This is a genomic window from Peribacillus sp. NJ4 (assembly GCF_030348345.1).
Classification (GTDB): Bacteria; Bacillota; Bacilli; order Bacillales; family DSM-1321; genus Peribacillus.
In genome coordinates this window covers 3152214-3171383 of the sequence record NZ_JAUCFQ010000001.1, presented here as the reverse complement: position 1 = coordinate 3171383, position 19170 = coordinate 3152214, and the positions used below count along the sequence as shown (strand labels likewise).

Below are 19170 nucleotides of genomic sequence, written 5' to 3'. Positions count from 1 at the left end.
TTATTGGGCATCAAATTTAACTACCTACGGCAAAATAGAAGAGTAAAAAATGAAAGAAGAGATATTAAATGTCAAATTCAATAGAACCTACTCCAGCACAGAAAATGATCGGAGATATTGCTCCCAAGCTTGTACAATTAAACGATGATGTTTTGTTTGGGGATATATGGGAGCGTGGGGAACTCAATCCCCGTGACCGTAGTTTAATTACCGTATCTTCTTTAATAACCGGTGGAAATACACAACAACTAGGATTTCACTTAAACAAAGCAAAGGAAAACGGTCTTTCTGAAGAAGAACTTATTGAAGTCATTACCCATCTTGCTTTTTATGCCGGCTGGCCAAAAGCGATGTCTGCAATCATGGTTGCTAAAGAATTGTTTTCGAAAGAAAAATAGCAATGAAATTTTAAAAGTCATTTATTTAAGAAAGGATGTTAATTAATATGGCTAATATTCAAGGTAAAGTTGTCATTATTACGGGAATTTCGTTGATCGATCTTCACGTCGAGCCGCTGGCACCAACTTTGCCCCTTTAGATGCAAGTTCTTTGGCAGTAGTTTCTTCAATTCGACTGTAAGCTTATGTGGCTTGGCATGAACAAAAGGAAGTACAGGCTTCGTATGCGCTTAATGAGTTTGGGAAAATCGATGTATTAGTGAATAATGAAGGAGTGATGCCACAATCATTCCATTTTAGAAAAAAATCGATAAATGGATATGATGATCAATGTGAACATCAAAGGCGTACTTTATGGCATTGCAGCTGTTATATCTACAATGAGGGAACAGAAATCCGGTCACATCATTAATGATGTGACCGGATTTTTGGGGAAACGTAGACATTTAATACTTTATTTGTTTTAAAAAAATGATTGGGAGGGGTTACTTTGAATTATCCCACTGTGGATTTCTACAAAAGGACAATTTGTCCGTTTTGAAGTAATACAACCTATGTTTTACTTGGTTAAACGTCAAGCTAAGGTCGGAATTTTACCTCTGCCCGCTTCCGAACAGGTTGGAGTATTCTATAGCCATAGCCCTTTAGGAGCTGGACTTCTTAAAGGGAAACATGGGGTGGATAAACGAACATAGCAAAGACGGTTAGTGGAAGATAAACGATATTCTGATCGCTATTTGGATGAAATGAATATCGCTGTAGCTGACCGATTTAATGGGTATGCTGTAGAACATGGCATTGACACCTAAACACTTGCAGTTGTCTGGGTTATGTCGGAGCCTGCAATAACAGCACCCATTATCGGGTCAAGAAATTTATAACAACTCGAGTCTTTCCTTGCTGCTTTTGATGTGGACATTACCCTGGAATGGCGGAATGAAATATCTTCATTATCTATTACTCCTGCACCTGCAACGGACCTAGGAGAAACGCTAGTACCGATGTGGACATAAATCTACCAATAGATGATTCTTTGCTCCTGCCGAGAATTTCCCGCACCGCCTTGAATCGGATCCGCAACGGACTGGTCATTCAGCATTCCCGCTATGATTTTTCTTCGGTAGCCAGAAAGATTGCGTACCCGATACCGGTCGAAATGCAGATTTCCAAATTGGCGAGTGGCATGCCATTTTCAACATTGCGATGGATACCTATTACGGAATCGAATCACTGTGAGACGACGTGATTCCGATAAACGGGTATCCTGTCTCCTCATTCAAATGTTCCTTTTATCAACGGAACACCTTTTTCTACCATAACTTTTCCTCTCGCCACTACAGTGGCGATTGATAATGTTTCCTTTTGCAACAATACGATATCAGCATCCTTCCCGATTTGTATACTGCCCTTGTTTGAAAGCTTCAGCACTTGTGCGGGATTCGTGGTGATGACCTTCAGTGCCGTTTCAAGAGGGATGCCTTCTTCTAAAACAGAATCACGGACTTCGTGATATAAGGATGATACTTTTCCTACTTGAAGGCCTGCATATTCTCCATGAATGTTGAAAAATGGAAGGCTTGCTTGCCCGTCTGAAGAGAAGGTAATGTGTCCGACTGGAATCCCTTCTTCAAGCATGATGCGTAAGGCCATGCTGCACTTCACTTCGCCATCTTCTAAAAACTGAGGAATGGTGCTTGTAGTGAAGTCTACGTATCCGCCTCGTTTCGCGTAATCAATTCCCGCCCTGAATAATTTTTCATTTCGGTTAATATGTGTCGGATGGAGCTGCCGTATGGGAATGTTGGTTTTATCTGCGACTTCATGTAACAATGAAAGCTCTCCATTTCCGTCCCCTACATGAACTTCCAATATACCGGCTTTTCCTGATAGAATCCCGCCATTACGTGCCGCTGTGGCGATTTTTATAATTTCTTCGAATGTGGGTTCTGATGATCTATGGTCGGAGATGGCAATCTCCCCGACACCGATAATTTTGTCGATTAGAATAATGTCGTCTTCGATTTTTCCTGTCAATGTTTTAACGGGTACTTGATAGGAGCCTGTATGAATGAAGCAGGAAATACCTTCCTCTTCAAGGGCCCGCGCCTTGGCAAGGAGGCTTTCCATTCTACGTGTAGTTCCGTCCGTACCAAGTAAGCCGACCAGCGTAGTAATACCTGAAGTTGTAATATCCGTGAGCATCAGCTCGGGGGTGCGGGTTTTGAATCCGCCCTCGCCGCCTCCGCCAATAATATGAACATGTGAATCTATAAAACCCGGAACAATCAAAAGATTAGTCGCATCGATGATTTGAATAGGAGCAAAGTTGTCAGGAATCTCGATTCTATCATCTATGAATGCGATTTTATCATCTGTAATTAATATGTCTTTCCGTCCTAAGTAATTGGGTGAGTATATCTCGCCATTTTTGATTAAAGTAAGCAATGCGTTTCTCCTCCTGTAATAAGTCGTGATCTATATCAGAATGGACCATATCCGATGAAGTGAGCTGTGATGACAGCTATTAATCCGATGAGATATTGAATGAGCACCAGCGGCAGAATCCACTTCGCCCATTTTGTCCAAGGAATGCCTGCGATTGCCAAGCCCGCCATCAAGGTGGTAGCGGTCGGGAAAATCATATTTCCAATTCCGTCCGCAAAAGAGAAAGACAGCACTGCAGTTTGGCGTGTAATATCCAATAAGTCTGCAAGCGGCACCATAACTGGCATGGTCAGCATCGCATGACCGGTGCCTGACGCTAGAATGAAATGGATAATGGTTTGGAAGCTGTACATGCCGGCAACGCTTAAATAGGCCGGAATATGCTGGATGGATTCAGCTACTTGATGCAGCATTGGGTCAACGATATGTCCTTCATTCAATACGACAAGAATGGCGCGTGATACGCCGATTATCAGAGCGCCGCCGAGCAAGGCTGCAGATCCATTGGTAAAGGAGTTGACAATGTGATCTGCAGACAGTTTCCCGATGATTCCAATAACGATTGTCAATACAATGAATAAGGCAGCTATTTCTGTCATGTACCATTGGAACTTGATGACTCCAAACGCCAAGACGATATAGTTAATTAAAAAGGCGCCTAAGATGAACTTGTGTCTGGCTGTTAACTTTGCACTTGATTGCAGCAGTTTTTTCGCTTCTTCTTTTGTATATTTCCCGTATATTCCTATAGAAGGATTTTTCTTTACCTTCATTGCATGACGATAGATATAAAGAACAGAAACAATATAGACGATAAAAAATAAAATAAGGCGCAACCCTATGCCCGAGAACATCGGCAATTCTGCAATTCCTTGCGCAAGTCCTACTGTGAATGGATTCATGATGGCAGTCGTAAACCCTGACAATGCCCCCACTATGACTATGGCGGTTCCTGTAATTGTATCGAATCCCAGGGCCAACGCCAACGGAATGATAAGAGGAAGATATGCAAGTGTTTCTTCCGCCATCCCCATTAAGGAGCCGCCTACTGCGAAAAACAGCATCACGACAGGAATCAATAGCTTTTCACGCGTCGCCAACTTCCGAGCCATTGTAGCGATAAGTACATCAACCGTTCCTGTTGCTCTTAAAACACCAAAAAATCCTCCGATAATCAATAAGAAAAAGATAATATTTCCGGCTTCCACCATTCCGGTGTGAATAGCTTTTATCATATCGAACATTCCGACCGGTGCAGATTCTATCCATTTAAAAGAACTGGCATCTACAGTTGTCCGTCCATCGGCTTCGATCCGTGCATATTCCCCGGCAGGCAAAATGTAGGTGAATAGAGTTGCTATTGCGAGAATGCAGAGCAGCAATACAAAAACATTGATTTTTCTCTCTTTTTTTCCCGCTGTTCCAAGCGAAACAACCTTCTCTTCTATTTGGCTCATCAGTGTCTCTCCTTTGTCTTTAAAATAAATGCATAGAATTAACACGCTTACAATATATTCCCGGCCTATGGGATATCATCAGTTTCCTAGTATTATGCCGTCCCCTCCTTATCCATAGGCACTTCAATCCTTTATATATGCAAATCTTGTGCCATTAAGGGGAGATTGATATTTACGGAAACTTAATTGTCGGAATTAGAGTATAAGGACTTTATTGGTCTTTTTTGGTGATATAATAGAACCAATTTAAAGACAGGTTGGTGTTTTTATGTCAGGATCCTCACTTACACTTATAGCGGGAAGCACAAAAACAAAGGAAGCCTTGCAGGAACAGCTGGAACAATTGCTTGGAGACTATGTTCATGTCAAAAGCCATGCTGCAGATGAGGGTTTACCGCATTCTCTGGAAGATGAAATCATCTTGTATTCATCAGATGCCGCTTATGTTAATAAAAAGGGTATGTATAGCGTAAATGCCGGGAAAATAATTGTGGGAAAAAGAACGGTTAACCATGAGTACATTGACAAACTTTTAAGAATACCAGATGGTTCATCAGTTCTTCTGGTGAATGATGATGATGATGCAACTATAAATCTTATTGAATCCTTATATCAGCTTGGTGTCGATCATATTCAATTTATCCCTTTTCGGAAGGGTATATTGTTTTATGAGGATGTCCAAATTGCCGTTTCACCAGGAGAAACACATCTGTGTCCACCTTATATAAAAGAAGTAATCGATATAGGCGTGCGTCTTTTCGATATAACAACAATTCTGGAAGTAGTAGAAAGTTGTGGTTTGCACAAGGATATATCCTCGAAGATTTCAGAAAGGTATATTAGCAATATCATAGAATTACAACGTAAGCTCGTATATGCAGAGCGGGATGCCAAGCAAATGAGCGAACACATCCAAAATGTGTTGGGAACAGTCGATGATGGAATATTGGTCGTTAACGGAGAAGGACTGATTTCAGTATTCAATAACCAGCTTGCGGCATTGTTCCATGTTGAGGCACAAGAGGTGGTTAATAAGTATCTAGAGCAAGTAATGAATCGCCGGGATATTACCCAATTCATCATGGAAGGTAATGATGAAAGCAAGTTCTTCGAAATAGACAGCGTGGATGTCGTAATTTTTCGATTGCAAATGATCAAAGAACATACAATCGTTGCAACCTTCAAAAGTGTACATCAAGCCTTAGAAATAGAAAAGACAGCACAAAGAGAAATGCGAAATAAAGGATTCTATACGAAATACTGTTTTGATGATATTATCGGCGAGGATGAAGTAATGAAAAAGCGTAAACAAATTGCCAAGAAGCTTGCCTTATCGGAGCATCCGATTTTGATTCAGGGCGAGACAGGTACAGGAAAAGAACTGTTTGCTCATGCCATTCATGAGCATTCCTTGCGAAAAAACGGGCCGTTTCTGGCTGTGAACTGTAGCGCATTAACAGAAACGCTACTTGAAAGCGAATTGTTTGGCTACGAAGAAGGGGCATTTACAGGAGCACAAAAGGGAGGCAAGAAAGGACTGTTTGAAATGGCGGATAATGGGACCATTTTTTTAGATGAAATTGGCGACATAAGTCTCACCGTTCAATCCCATCTGCTTCGAGTTCTGCAGGAGGGGGAAATTCGCAGGATTGGCGGAAAAAGAATCATTCCCATTAATGTTAGAGTGATTACCGCAACGAATAAAGATCTTCAAGGAAAGATGCGGGACGGTTCATTCAGAACAGACTTGTTTTACCGGCTGAATGTACTCAATCTGAACATTCCTTCACTTAAAGAAAGAAGAGCGGATATTCCGCTTTTGATAAAGCATCTAATCACAAAAAGCGGGAAGTGGGTAAAGGTGGAGCAAGGAGTTCTGGAGTATTTCATGCAATATGAATGGCCCGGCAACATACGAGAACTGAAAAGCACAATTGATTACATGCTGACTGTCTGTGAGGGAAATGTCGTGACGAAAAGTGACCTTCCGTTCATTCACGGGCTTACGGGAAACAGTGTGCCTTCTGAATATCCCGCATGTGAAAGTATGCTGGAAATGCAGGAGCGTGCTTTCATCCTGGAAGTAATCAAGCAATGCAACGAAAAAGGAAAAGCGGCAAGTAGAGAACTGATTTCAAGTAACAGTCAAGATTCCGACATTTTCTTGTCCCCCCAGCAGATCCGACGCCGCTTAAATATTTTAGAAAGCGAAGGGTTTGTCGTCAAAGGCAGAGGACGGGCCGGTACGAAAATCACCGTTGCCGGAATAGAGTATTTATATTTTCTTAAGTCAGAGCATGGGATACATTGATATTCTTAGGCACTACCTATAGGGGTGGTCCGAATATTTGAACGTTTTGAAAATGATATTACTTAGCGGAGTATAGAAGAAAAATTAGTATAGCCCAATTTCTCAGCGTCATAAACGAGAAATTGGGCTTTTTTTACTTCATAATGCGTAAAACCTTTACTTTTGATCTTCTCATTCCGAGTTGTTTCGCTGCTATTTTAGCCAAATATATCGTTAAAAGCATGTTCATTTTTTAATGTTTTCAAAATATGCTTAGTCAGCATTGATGCATCCGTGTTTTTCCAAACTGCGGAAATGGAACTGGATAATTCAGAGTTATCGATGTTCAAGGCTTTAACTTTGCTTTTTCCCAACAAGCTCACCATATCTTCAGGCATGAGAGCAACGCCTAAGTTATTGGATATAAGATTGGCGATCGTCAGTAATTCGGATCCTTTACATAATTCCTTAGGTGAAAATCCAGCAGTCAGACAAGCTTTTTCCAAAAGGAATTGAAGGGAGTGTGCTTGAACGGCATCATAATGGATAAAAGGTTCGTCTTTTGCTTCGTATAAGTGTATGGAATCCTTCTGGGCTAGTGGATGATCAATGGAAACAACCAATTGTAAAGGAAACCTCAGGAATTCAATCATGCTTAATCCTTCATTTGCGATGATGTTATTGTGTATGGGCGTTCGGATGAATCCGATATGATAATTTTGTTGGTTTACGAGTTTCACAGCTCTTGAGGATGTTGTTTCATGCACGTAAAATTCTGTTTCAGGGTATTCCTCCACTACCTTTTTCAATAACTTCGGGATATATATGCTAGCTGCAGAGGGGACGGTAGCAATCTTCATTTTAGGCTTGGGGATGGTTTTATTTTCAACTATGTAATTCACTGTTTTCTCGATATCTTCAAAGGAAGGAGCAAGTTTTTTATAGATGTACTCTCCTTCTTCCGTCAAAGTGATTTTTCTTGTCGTTCGATTTAATAGTTTAAAGCCTAATTGTTTTTCGAGGGATGAAATCTGTTGGCTAAGTCCGGGCTGGGAGATATGCAGGGTTTTGGAAGCCTCACTGAAACTAAGATGGTTAGAAACCTCTATGAAATAGCGGAGGGACAGGAAATTCAAACAATCACCCACTTCAGTTTGATTTGAAAATACACTGTTAAATAGCTGGTAAAAGGAAGGGTGGACTTCTAATATTCCCTCTCAAAAAATACCTGAATATAATTATTGAATGCTAGAAAAATGCAAGGAAGGTCATTTTATAATATAGACTTATAAGTTTATAACAATAATATATTTCTAAAATGGAAGAGTCAATATTATCCTTGAAGAAAGGAATAATAAGTAATAAAAGGTAAAATACTCCCAATAAATAACTGGATTTCCTTGGTTTTAATAGGCTTTTTTACTCATTTATACTGTTTTTTTTTGATTTAGATAAAACTTTTTAATCGATTACTAGTGCTTTTGTTCGTGGTGTCTAATTTTGTAAAAAAAGGAAAAGTGAGGTGCTCGGTAGAATAATAACAATATCATTTCTTGTAGATGATGAAAACGTATGAGGGGGAGTTTTATGAGAAAATTTCATAAGTGCTTTATATTGGTTATTATTTTGACGGTCACCAGTATTATCACGGCCTGCGGTGACAGTAAAACAGGTGGATCCGGCAGTGGAAACCAAAACCTGAGTCTGTTGACTGGTGGAACGGGAGGTACATACTATCCACTCGGAGGACAAATTGGAAAAATCATTTCCGATAAAACAAAAGCGAATATAACACCTCAGACATCCGGTGCCTCTGCTGAAAACATGGAAACTTTAAGAGTTGGAGAAGCTGAAATCGCTTTTTCGCAAACGGATATCGCTGCATATGCACTTGAAGGCAAGGAAATGTTCGACGGGAAGCCCATAGACAATATATTAGCGATCAGTACTTTATATCCTGAAACGGTTCAAATTGTAACGACTGCAAAAAGTGGAATTAAATCAGTCGAGGATTTGAAGGGTAAAAAGGTATCAGTGGGTGCACCGGGTTCTGGTGCTTACATCAATGCCATGCAAATTCTGGAAATTCATGGGTTGTCAGAGAAAGATATTAAAGGGCAAAATCTATCTTTCGATGAGTCGGCGGAAGGAATCCAAGCAGGCAATATTGACGCAGCTTTCATTACGGCCGGCACACCGACTGGTGCAGTTGAGGCGCTATCCGTCCAAAATGATATTATCATCCTGCCTATTGCAGAAGACAAGATTCAAGCATTGGTCAACAAGTACCCATACTACGCTGAAGATACGATTCCAAGTGGTACGTACAAAATCAAATCCGAGGTAAAAACAGTTGCTGTTAAAGCGATGTTAGTGGTTAAAAAGGATCTGGATGAAGATTTAGTTTATGAAATGACTAAAGCTGTTTATGACAATACAGATCAAATCACACATGCAAAAGGCGATTTCATTACAGCAGAAACTGCACTTGAAGGGTTAGGGGATATGGAAGTTCATCCTGGCGCAGCAAAATACTTTAAAGAAAAAGGTGTTTCCAAGTAAGGCAATTTGGTCGGTAGCTCGCTTATTGTGGCCTATCGGCTTCATTTTTTTCTGAATGGGATTTCTTATTTTGAAAGGGGTACCTATGAAATTCAAGAAATTCATGGCGTTTGGTATACCTCTGATCATCGCTTTTCTATTATTTTTTCCGTATAAACATGTCATTGCATTTTCCTACCAGGACCAAGGGGAATTAGTCGCGTACTTGCCATTGAAAAGTAAAAAAAATTTCCAAATTAAGTATACACACTCCATCCACCTCTCGGATGTACTGGAATCATATCGTTTTTCCGGTAGGCAAATCAAACAAACCGAACTTGCTTTTTACGATTTTGCAGTCGGTATGCCTTCTAATGCAGAGGGGGAGGAAGTATTCGAAGAGAAAGACGGGACCTACTTCATAAAAAATATGAATCGCAGTTTCGCTTATATAGATTTACGGCTAGGACAAGTCAGAGCTAACCATCGATTAGTATATGATGAAAAAACATATACATTGGCAGACTTTATTAAGCCAGGAACATGGGTCAGGATTTCATCAGAAAAAATTTCAATATGGGAACAGTTGAAAGGAGTGAAGATTAATGGCTGATAAAGAAAAAGTGAAGTATTTAACCGAAGCGGAACAACAGGAGTTATTGGAAAAGTACGATCCTGAAGCTGGGACAAGGAAATTAACTGGATTCTTGGGACACATTGCATTTTTTGGACTCTTAGCTTTTTCTCTATTCCAATTATATACTGCTATTTTTGGTGTTTTTACAGCACAAATCCAACGGACGATACATTTAGGGTTTGCACTCTCCCTGATTTTTTTACTATTTCCTGCTAACCGGAAAAAGCGTCAAAAAGGAAAGTTTCAAATTGCCTGGTACGATATCCTTTTAGCGATCCTTAGTATTGGGGTAGGTGCCTATTGGCCATTATTTTTCGAGGATATCGTCATGAATGTCGGGCGCTTAGGAGCTTTGGATTTTGCAGTTGGTTTAATGGCCATTCTGTTGGTTTTAGAGGCAACGAGGCGTGCAGTAGGGCTTCCGATAATGGTCATCGCAATTTTATTCGTTTTCTATGGGATTTTTGGACAGTATATGCCGGGCTTCCTAGCCCATCGCGGTTTAACTCTGGAACGTTTGGTACAAACGATGTTCTTCTCGACAGAGGGCATTTTGGGTACGCCGTTAGCGGTGTCATCGACATTCATCTTCCTATTTTTATTGTTCGGTTCCTTTCTTGTCCGAACGGGTGTCGGTCAATACTTCAATGATCTTTCAACGGCTATTGCAGGTAGAAGGATAGGGGGACCCGCAAAGGTTGCGATTTTTTCCAGTGCTCTGCAAGGAACAATCAGCGGGAGCTCTGTAGCTAATGTTGTCACTTCAGGTGCATTTACGATACCAATGATGAAAAATCTTGGATATAAGAAGGAATTCGCTGGGGCAGTGGAAGCAGCGGCTTCGACAGGCGGTCAATTGATGCCTCCGATAATGGGGGCAGCGGCATTTTTAATGGTGGAGTTCATCGGGAACGGGATAACGTATTGGGATATAGCAAAGGCGGCTGCGATTCCAGCTATCCTCTACTTTTCAGGAATTTGGATCATGACCCATTTTGAAGCGAAACGACTGGGATTGCGTGGATTGACGAAGGAAGAAATGCCAAGTAAAAAGGAAGTGTTCGGCAAATTTTATTTATTAATTCCGATCATCGCCATTATCATCTTGCTCATGCTGAATATCACGGTTACACATGCAGCCTTGTATTCCATCCTTATTTCGGTTCTCGTAGGATTCATAAACAAGGATGTCCGCATGAAATTCATCGATATCATTTATGCATTGGTGGATGGAGCCAGGACAGCACTTGCGGTGGCAGCTGCTACCGCAGCAGCCGGCATTATTGTAGGAATAGTTACGAAAACAGGGTTAGGGCTGAAGCTGGCTAATGGTTTAATCGATTTGTCTGGTGGATATTTGATTCCAACACTAATGCTAACGATGGTAGCAGCACTTATTTTGGGAATGGGTTCACCTACAACCGCCAACTATGTTATCACATCGACGATTGCGGCACCTGCGATAATTTTGCTTGGTGTTCCTGATTTATCTGCACATTTATTCGTCTTCTATTTTGGCATTATTGCTGATATAACCCCTCCAGTTGCATTAGCGGCATTTGCAGCGGCGGGGGTAGCAGGCGGTGAACCGATAAAAACGGGGATTGAGTCATCAAAACTTGCAATCGCGGCATTCATCATTCCATATATTTTTGTTCTCTCCCCACAAATGCTAATGATCGATACAACTTGGATGGAGGTTGCCTGGGTCGTTCTTACAGCAATGTCCGGCATGATTGCAATTGGTGCGGGTGTTATAGGTTACTGGATGAGGAAGATGCACTGGTTAGAAAGAGTCCTCGCCATAATCGTTGGTTTACTATTAATCTATCCTGAAACGATATCGGATATCGTTGGGTTATCTGCATTTATCGTATTACTGGCTTTACAATACCTTTGGAAGAGTGACAAACACGACACTCCCAATATCCTGGATCATAAGCAAAGTCTAGAGAAGAATTGAGCCTTCGGATTATCAAACCGGAAGGAAAAGGTTAGAGCTGAACCAATTGGGGGGTGATTTTTTGAAGTGAAAAACATCATTGAGAACGCAACGCCCAATGGGAATGTGCATTCTGCCTTTATATCGAGATCAACCAGCATATTCCTACTAAAGTCATCTGTTAGTACTTCCACTTGCCTTATGATAAAACCCTAATTTGTTTTATTTTGAAAGGAGACTAATTCATGAAGTTTTTAAAAAGTTTTATTTTAGTTACTTTCAGTTTCTTTTGTATGATCACACCAGCTTTTGCAAGTGTCCCTGGAGTGGATGAGTCAATGGGAAGGGGAGCAACAAAAGGAATCGTATCAGTTTCCCACCCTTTAGCAGCTGAAGCGGGTATAAAGATACTAAAACAAGGTGGAAATGCAGTCGATGCAGCAGCTGCCATTCAATTATCATTAAATGTAGTTGAGCCAATGATGTCTGGAATCGGCGGCGGTGGTTTTATCATGATTTATAATAAAAAGGAAAATAAAATAACGATGATCGATAGCCGCGAAATGGCACCGCAAAATGTTACGCCTGAACTTTTTTTAGATGAAAAGGGAAAACCTATTCCTTTTAGTAAACGGCACACGTCCGGGAAAGCGGTTGCTGTTCCTGGAACCCTAAAGGGGATGGAAACGGCTCTTGATAAATATGGTACATTGAAATTATCACAAGTTATGGGCCCGGCCATTAAACAAGCTGAAAATGGGGTGAAAGTCAATTGGGCAACAGCTCAATATATCGGTGAAAATGTAAAAAAACTTGAAAATAACCAAGCGGCTGCAAACGTTTTTGTACCAAATGGAAAACCATTGGAAGAGGGAGATACCCTTGTTCAGCCAGATCTGGCAAAGACTCTTAAGTTAATAAAAAAACAAGGTTCTAACGTTTTTTATAAAGGCGAAATCGGGGATGCCCTTACGAAAGAAGTTCAAAAACGTGAAGGAACGATGACAACCGAGGATTTGGAAAACTATGTGGTGAAAGAGAGAGAGCCAATTAGATCGGAATATAGGGGATTTGAAGTGGTGGGGGCAGCTTCACCAAGTTCAGGCAGCTTGACTGTCCAACAAATCCTGGAGCTAATGGAAGGATTCGATGTACAAAAGATGGGGGCAAACTCCCCTGAGTATCTTCATTATCTAACTGAAGCTATGCATCTAGCCTTTGCCGATCGCGCTGCCTATATGGCAGATGAAGATTTTTATGATGTACCAACAAAGGGACTATTGGATGAAGATTATATAAAAGAAAGAAGAAAACTAATTAATCCAAATAGATCAACAGCTGATGTCAAAGCAGGTGATCCATGGAAGTATGAGGGCAAAGAACCCACATCAATGGAGAAGGTAAAAGAAGAGAAAACCCCAATCGGACAAACGACTCACTTTTCTGTAATGGATAAGTGGGGAAATATGGTTGCTTATACGACTACAATCGAGCAAGTGTTCGGATCAGGTATCATGGTACCTGATTATGGATTCATGCTTAATAATGAAATGACCGATTTTGATGCCACACCGGGTGGAGTTAACCAGGTGGAACCAAGAAAAAGACCGAGAAGCAGTATGTCCCCGACCTTCGTATTAAAAGATGGTAATCCCTTCATGGCCATTGGTTCACCAGGCGGAGCGACGATAATAGCATCGGTATCTGAAACGATTATGAACGTGCTTGATCATCAAATGCTAATTCAAGATGCGATACTTGCGCCACGTGTTTACTCTGCTGGTTATCCGACAGTTAGATGGGAACCGGGAATTGAACAAAATACAAGGTTAGAGTTAATGGCAAAAGGCCATGTTTATGAAGAAAAACCCCAACATATTGGAAATGTGCAAGCTGTTATTTTTGATTATGAAAAGGGGAAAATGTATGGCGGAGCCGATAATACGAGAGAAGGAACTGTTCAAGGAGTGTATAATGTATCCTATAAATCGAAACAGCCAAAAGAAATAAAAGAAGAAAAGAAAGGACCGTTTACCTTAAAAGTGAATGGAGCCGTTTATCCTTATACAGCTGACCAAATGAAACTGATAGATGAAAAACCCTATATCAAATCAGACAAATTGCTACTTGGTTTGGGTGCAATTGGAACAGGGGACTTAGAAACATTTAAACCAGATAAAAAATCGTATTTACCGGTGTTAAGAGTGGCGAAATCCCTAGGATATAAAGCAAAATGGAACGAAAAAGACAAAGAGGCACTATTGGAAAAAGATCCGGCGGATATTGAGGATCCAGACGATGATGGTAGTGTCACCAATTAATTTCTTTTCTTGAGGGAGCCTAGCCTGCTCCAAGAATAAAATCGAATTCTGTATGACTCAAAAAATGGAAAACCCCTGGATTCTCTATGAAAAGAGAATCCAGGGGTTATTTATAGTTCATAGCGTTTCTTTTATCAAATCTGATCATTTCAAAAGTGGATGGCCGCTTAAATTGGATTTTGTCTGTTCAATTGCCAATTTTGCTAAATTCTTTATCGTTACATCGTCCATCGGAGGATTGTGTAAACCAGCTCTTACATCCCTATAGTGCCTTTGTAGTGGATTATTGCGTTGAAGACTTTTTGCCCCGACTATTCGCATGGCTTTATCGACAATTGTAATGGCTGCGTTTGTAACAATATGTTTTGCAGCCCCCAGCTCATTTGTGAAATGAATTCTTCGTGATTCATCATCATAAGCCTCGGCAACGCTATATAAGAAATGCCTGGCTTTCATTAATTCCAAATCAATTTCTCCTAACAGTTGTTGGACATTAGCCAGCTGGCTGATAGGTGCATTTATACTGTTTGGAGAATAGTTATTGGCAAAGTGTATGGCGTAATCCCTTGCAGCTTGCGCAATGCCAAGGTAACAGGCTGGAATATGAAGGATCCAAGCATTGAATCTGTTTCCACTTGGCATTTCAGGTAACTCAACAAGTTTTGAATCATCCACTTCAACATCTTTAAGGACCAAATCATGACTTCCTGTCCCCCTCATTGAAATTACGTCCCATGTTTCATCTATGTAGAGCCCATCCAGATCTTTATGCAGGAGAAAAAATCCAACCTTTTGCCTTTCCTCGATCCATGCTGAAACTAGGAAATAAGTTAAAACTGGGGACATGGTTGTATAGGTTTTACGTCCAGAAATAACCCAGTAATCTCCCTTTTTTACTGCCTTCGTTCCGGGGCGTCCCCCGCGAGTCGGACTGCCTGTTTGCGCTTCACTAACGGAACGGTTCACTAAAGCGCCATTTAGAACTTCCCCAGCAATAAATTCTAAGTTCTTTTTTGTCCAACTTTCCTGTTCAAAAAGGTCTCCTATCACTCCAAGGTTCCAACCAATGGATAGCGCAGTCGCTGAATCAAAACTAGCCAATGTTTCTTGAAGGAGAATCATGTCATAAACTTTTAACCCTCCGCCACCATAGGATTTGGGAAGAGTTGAACTTGTATATCCCATACGAATTAAATCTTGAATATGTTCTTTCGGAAAAAAGGCCAATTCATCAATTTGAGCAGAATTATTTTTGAATTTTGATTCTACTTCATATAATTTTTTCAGCCACACTTTTTGACTTTCCGTCTTAATGAATAGGTTAATCACACGGTTCCCTCCTTCTATTACCTTCTGTTTTTGTTTCAATTCCTATTAATCTTATTGGTTTAAATAATAATTAAGGTGTGTTTAGTTGTCAAGGAAATTAAGGATTTGCAGATAAACGATGCCTCCGGAAAGACTCTTGTATTTTCATATAACTACAACTCTTTTAATAAAACAGATGTGTGCAGTTGCTTGAAAATTTTAAATATACACATTGACTTTACAAAAGTATCCATCTATTATGTTTATAACCAAATGACTTACTTAACCTACCGAAATAGTTGGTATTGAGTAGTGAAGGTGATGTATGTATTTCCTTTGAATTTCAGGAAATACAAATGCAAGTAAAAAAACTTCGTAAAACGAAAGGGGATTCACTATGAAAAATAAAAAATTTCGCCATGTTTTAACTATCGGTTTAGCGTTGGTAACCATATTAGCGGGGTGTGGATCAGGTACATCAACGAGTAATGAAGCCGATGCAAATTCAGGTAGCACTTCAGGTGTCCGAAAGGTAAAAGTAGCATATGACCAAGCGTCAAAACCTATGTCTTGGCTGGATGAGAAGGGAAATCCAACTGGATATGATGTGGAAGTTATGAAATTGGTTGATGAATTACTACCGGCATACGAATTCGAATATATTGGCACATCAAGCGATGACCTGTTAGTAGGCATTGAACAAGGTAAATATCAAGTGGGGGTTAAAAATGCTTTCTGGACAGAGGAAAGGACTGAGAAGTTCATCTTTCCTAAAGAATTCCTTGGATTAAGCAGTGCGGGCCTTGTTTTAAAGGAAGAAAATTCAAAGATCAAAAATCTCAAGGACTTTGCTTCAGAGGGCTTCTCCTTAGCACCAATCGCAGCAAACAACGCTCAATACACGATCGTTGATGAGTATAATCAGGCGAATCCAGACAATAAGGTGAAATTGAAAGCCGGAGATGCATTCACTGTAGATGTAATTCAATGGGTAAATGAAGGCCGTGTCGACGGTGGAATAGCGATCGAGGGAGCTTTTAAGAAGCAAGTGGCCGACGATGGCCCCTATCATAATTTAGTGGATGATCTAGTTTACAATGAATTTGCAGTCATTAAAACCTGGCCATTATTCAACAAAAAAGAACAAAAATTCGCAGATGCTTATGATGAAGCGATTAAAAAAATTAAAGACGAAAAGAAGACGAATGAGTTAAGCAAAAAGTTTTATGGCCGGGATTTATTCGAAGTTTTGGGAACTGTAGAGAGATAACGAAGTCCTTAGCAAAACAAGCATTAAAATGTCAATCAAAAGGTTATGACTTGTCATTTTCTTAATATGGGTTTTCTTGGATAACTCTTGGTATTTTAAGAGATGGCAAGTTTCTAGGTACTGGCCTTCAATAGAATGATTGGATTTGAAAATTCGAATCTTCAATGAAAGCAGATGGAGGTGAAACATGGAAAAATACTTTGATTTAGCTTACATAGTAGAGTCGGTACCAATGTTAGTTCCTTTTCTAAAAGTAACATTAATCGTTACGGGTCTATCGGTCTTGTTCGGGACAATCATAGGTTTCATCTTAGCAGTCATGAAACTTGGAAATAGTAAAATCGCCAGGAAAATTGCCTATGGATATACAACGGTACTGAGATGTACGCCCTCTATAGTTCTGCTTTTTTTGACTTATTATGGTATCCCTGCAATTGCAGGGAATTTTGGTATAAATCTTAATGATATTGATAAAGCAGTATTTGTAGTCATAACCTTTTCGCTTCAATTTGCGGCTGCAATGTCAGAAGTGATCAGAACATCGCTTGAATCTATTGATAGAGGGCAATTTGAAGCGGCAGTAAGCGTTGGATTAAGCAATACGCAAGCTTACCGGAGAATTATTTTACCCCAGGCTTTCGTAGTCGCATTACCAAACTTCGGTAACAGCTTACTTGAATTAATGAAAGAAGGGTCTTTAGCATATACAATCGGCTTGATAGATATCATGGGGAAGGCAGAGCTTATAATCGCTGGGAACTATAACACACATGCATTAGAAATTTATCTTGCATTGGCGGTTATTTACTGGACATTGTCGATTGCCATTGAACAACTGTTCTTAAAATTGGAAAAGGCATTCAGTAAAGGAAAACAAGTGATAACAACTGCATAGAGGGGTGACAGAATGTCAGAAGGTCTGGATTATAGGTTTTTAGTGGAAACCTTTTTTGTAGCGTTATCGGGGGTGCCGACCGCATTATTCATTACAATTGTTGCTTTGATCATAGCCTTGCCATTAGGGTTTTTACTTGCTTTATCAAGAATAAATCAAATCCCGGTATTGAATCGCTTAGCACAGATATACGTTTCATTTGTCAGAGGAACGCCCGTCATTATCCAAATTTTCATTATATATAGCAGTGTGCCATTAATGCTGACTTCGATATTTGAAAAGTATGCTGTCGAAATGAATGTATACGATGTAAATCCGATATGGTACGCATTCATTGTTTTCTCGTTGAATACGACAGCTATTCTCACAGAGGTGTTTCGTTCGGCAATTAGCACAGTGAGCAAGGGGCAGCTTGAAGCTTCGTATGCTGTCGGATTAACAACTGTGCAAGCATTTAGAAGAATTATCATTCCACAGACATTGGTAGTTGCATTACCGAATATATGTACAGCAACAGTCAATCTGATTAAAGCGACATCATTAGGTTATGCTTTGTCATTGCAGGAAATCACTTTAAAAGCCAAGGTAGCTGCCAATGTTGGCTACAATTATGTTGAAGCATATATTGATATCTTTCTTGTTTACCTAATTTTATGTAGTTTGGTGGAATACTTGTTTAAAAGGTATGAAAAACGAGTAAGCAGGTTTAAAGTTGTGAGTATCTGAAATGAGGAGGTGTGGCCGAAATGCTAGAGATTAAAAATATTCATAAATCATTCGGTGAGAATGAGATTTTAAAAGGTGTGGATTTAAATATAGACAAGGGAGATGTGGTGGTAATTCTGGGTCCAAGTGGTTCAGGTAAGACAACTTTACTTCGATGCATTAACTTTCTTGAAAAAGCAGATCAAGGACATGCCGTTTTTGGAGATATTGATGTAAGTCTTAAAACGGCATCTAAAAAAGTGATTCATGGAATAAGGCAAAAGATAGCCTTTGTTTTTCAAAATTATAATCTTTTCACTAATAAAACCGCATTGGAAAATGTAACGGAAGGACTGGTTATTGGAAGGAAGATTGCGAAAGCAGAAGCATATGAGATTGGTAAAAAAGCATTGGATAAAGTAGGCTTGTCAGAAAAATATGATGCTTACCCTAGTGAACTCTCAGGCGGGCAGCAGCAAAGGGTGGGCATTGCGAGAGCGGTTGCTTTAAACCCTGACATTATTTTATTTGACGAACCAACTTCGGCATTGGACCCGGAATTGGTCGGTGAAGTACTGACGGTGATGAAGCAAATTGCCAAAGAAGGAACTACGATGTTAGTCGTCACGCATGAAATGTCTTTTGCAAAGGATGTTGCAAACAGAGTGATTTTTATGGATGCAGGTGTCATAGTGGAAGAGGGATCGCCTAAAGAAATTTTTGTGAACCCAAAAGAAGAAAGAACGAAGAGGTTCTTAAAAAGAGTCTTGCCGGAGGATTATATTTTTTATATTTAGGTTATGTTACGTTTGTTTTGAGGGATTCAGAATGTCGTTAAGAGAATTGATAGTAAAAATTCAAAAATTGAATTAAGCAAAAATACATCGGTTGAAAGAATTCTTTATCCATTTACTTGCATCATCATTTTCTGCAAGTGAACAAGCATTTCAAGAAGTGACCG

At 40.0% G+C, this 19170-nt stretch carries 16 protein-coding genes and 1 pseudogene; 12 read left to right on the top strand and 5 right to left on the bottom strand.

The features are described 5' to 3' along the window. Nucleotides 1-68: 68 nt before the first annotated feature. Nucleotides 69-398: a carboxymuconolactone decarboxylase family protein gene (locus QUF94_RS15765; RefSeq protein WP_289316688.1), complete on the top strand. Its 330-nt coding sequence runs from the start codon at nucleotides 69-71 to the stop codon at nucleotides 396-398. A 96-nt stretch (nucleotides 399-494) separates the two neighbouring features. On the opposite strand, the pseudogene QUF94_RS29090 reads toward QUF94_RS15765, so the two are convergent. Continuing rightward, a pseudogene (locus tag QUF94_RS29090) lies at nucleotides 495-569 on the bottom strand (short-chain dehydrogenase); the annotation flags it as partial. 16 nt (nucleotides 570-585) lie between these two features. Here QUF94_RS29090 and QUF94_RS15760 point away from each other — a divergent pair. Together QUF94_RS15760 and QUF94_RS15755 are read left to right on the top strand one after the other, a co-directional pair. Then, a complete protein-coding gene (locus tag QUF94_RS15760; protein WP_353957788.1) occupies nucleotides 586-810 on the top strand; it encodes a hypothetical protein in 225 nt (74 codons plus the stop codon). A gap of 591 nt (nucleotides 811-1401) precedes the next feature. After that, entirely contained in the window at nucleotides 1402-1644 is a 243-nt protein-coding gene (locus QUF94_RS15755) for a hypothetical protein (RefSeq protein ID WP_289316687.1), read from the top strand. Nucleotides 1645-1670: 26 nt separating this feature from the next. On the opposite strand, the gene iadA is transcribed toward QUF94_RS15755, so the two are convergent. Both iadA and QUF94_RS15745 read right to left on the bottom strand, forming a co-directional pair. Then, nucleotides 1671-2843, bottom strand: a complete 1173-nt coding sequence (gene iadA / locus QUF94_RS15750) for a beta-aspartyl-peptidase (protein WP_289316686.1) — start codon at nucleotides 2841-2843, stop codon at nucleotides 1671-1673. Nucleotides 2844-2878: 35 nt separating this feature from the next. After that, on the bottom strand, nucleotides 2879-4300 hold the full coding sequence (locus tag QUF94_RS15745; protein WP_289316685.1) for a YfcC family protein: 1422 nt from the start codon (nucleotides 4298-4300) through the stop codon (nucleotides 2879-2881). 268 nt (nucleotides 4301-4568) lie between these two features. On the opposite strand from QUF94_RS15745, the gene QUF94_RS15740 reads away from it, so the two are divergent. After that, nucleotides 4569-6611, top strand: a complete 2043-nt coding sequence (locus QUF94_RS15740; RefSeq protein ID WP_289316684.1) for a sigma-54 interaction domain-containing protein — start codon at nucleotides 4569-4571, stop codon at nucleotides 6609-6611. Nucleotides 6612-6808: 197 nt separating this feature from the next. Here QUF94_RS15740 and QUF94_RS15735 read toward each other — a convergent pair whose 3' ends face one another. Next, a complete protein-coding gene (locus QUF94_RS15735) occupies nucleotides 6809-7726 on the bottom strand; it encodes a LysR family transcriptional regulator (RefSeq protein ID WP_289316683.1) in 918 nt (305 codons plus the stop codon). 451 nt (nucleotides 7727-8177) lie between these two features. Between QUF94_RS15735 and QUF94_RS15730 the strand changes: the two genes are divergently transcribed. The 4 genes from QUF94_RS15730 (at nucleotide 8178) to ggt (ending at nucleotide 14031) form a co-directional block, all read left to right on the top strand. Then, nucleotides 8178-9152 (top strand): TAXI family TRAP transporter solute-binding subunit, encoded by a 975-nt coding sequence (locus QUF94_RS15730; protein ID WP_289316682.1) that lies wholly within the window; start codon nucleotides 8178-8180, stop codon nucleotides 9150-9152. 85 nt (nucleotides 9153-9237) lie between these two features. Continuing rightward, a complete protein-coding gene (locus QUF94_RS15725; protein ID WP_289316681.1) occupies nucleotides 9238-9744 on the top strand; it encodes a DUF1850 domain-containing protein in 507 nt (168 codons plus the stop codon). Further along, a complete protein-coding gene (locus QUF94_RS15720; protein WP_289316680.1) occupies nucleotides 9737-11731 on the top strand; it encodes a TRAP transporter permease in 1995 nt (664 codons plus the stop codon). The genes QUF94_RS15725 and QUF94_RS15720 overlap by 8 nt, the downstream gene beginning before the upstream one ends. 224 nt (nucleotides 11732-11955) lie before the next feature. Continuing rightward, nucleotides 11956-14031: a gamma-glutamyltransferase gene (gene ggt / locus QUF94_RS15715; protein ID WP_289316679.1), complete on the top strand. Its 2076-nt coding sequence runs from the start codon at nucleotides 11956-11958 to the stop codon at nucleotides 14029-14031. 144 nt (nucleotides 14032-14175) lie between these two features. On the opposite strand, the gene QUF94_RS15710 is transcribed toward ggt, so the two are convergent. After that, complete coding sequence (locus QUF94_RS15710) at nucleotides 14176-15360, bottom strand: acyl-CoA dehydrogenase family protein (RefSeq protein WP_289316678.1); 1185 nt, start codon at nucleotides 15358-15360, stop codon at nucleotides 14176-14178. A 376-nt stretch (nucleotides 15361-15736) separates the two neighbouring features. Here QUF94_RS15710 and QUF94_RS15705 point away from each other — a divergent pair, with 376 nt between their 5' ends. The 4 genes from QUF94_RS15705 to QUF94_RS15690 all read left to right on the top strand — a co-directional run bounded on the left by QUF94_RS15705 (nucleotide 15737) and on the right by QUF94_RS15690 (nucleotide 19006). Then, nucleotides 15737-16609: a transporter substrate-binding domain-containing protein gene (locus QUF94_RS15705; protein ID WP_289316677.1), complete on the top strand. Its 873-nt coding sequence runs from the start codon at nucleotides 15737-15739 to the stop codon at nucleotides 16607-16609. Nucleotides 16610-16796: 187 nt separating this feature from the next. Further along, nucleotides 16797-17504: an amino acid ABC transporter permease gene (locus QUF94_RS15700; protein ID WP_289316676.1), complete on the top strand. Its 708-nt coding sequence runs from the start codon at nucleotides 16797-16799 to the stop codon at nucleotides 17502-17504. A gap of 12 nt (nucleotides 17505-17516) precedes the next feature. After that, nucleotides 17517-18230: an amino acid ABC transporter permease gene (locus QUF94_RS15695; RefSeq protein WP_289316675.1), complete on the top strand. Its 714-nt coding sequence runs from the start codon at nucleotides 17517-17519 to the stop codon at nucleotides 18228-18230. 20 nt (nucleotides 18231-18250) lie between these two features. Then, a complete protein-coding gene (locus QUF94_RS15690) occupies nucleotides 18251-19006 on the top strand; it encodes an amino acid ABC transporter ATP-binding protein (RefSeq protein ID WP_241588816.1) in 756 nt (251 codons plus the stop codon). The last annotated feature ends 164 nt before the right edge of the window (nucleotides 19007-19170 follow it).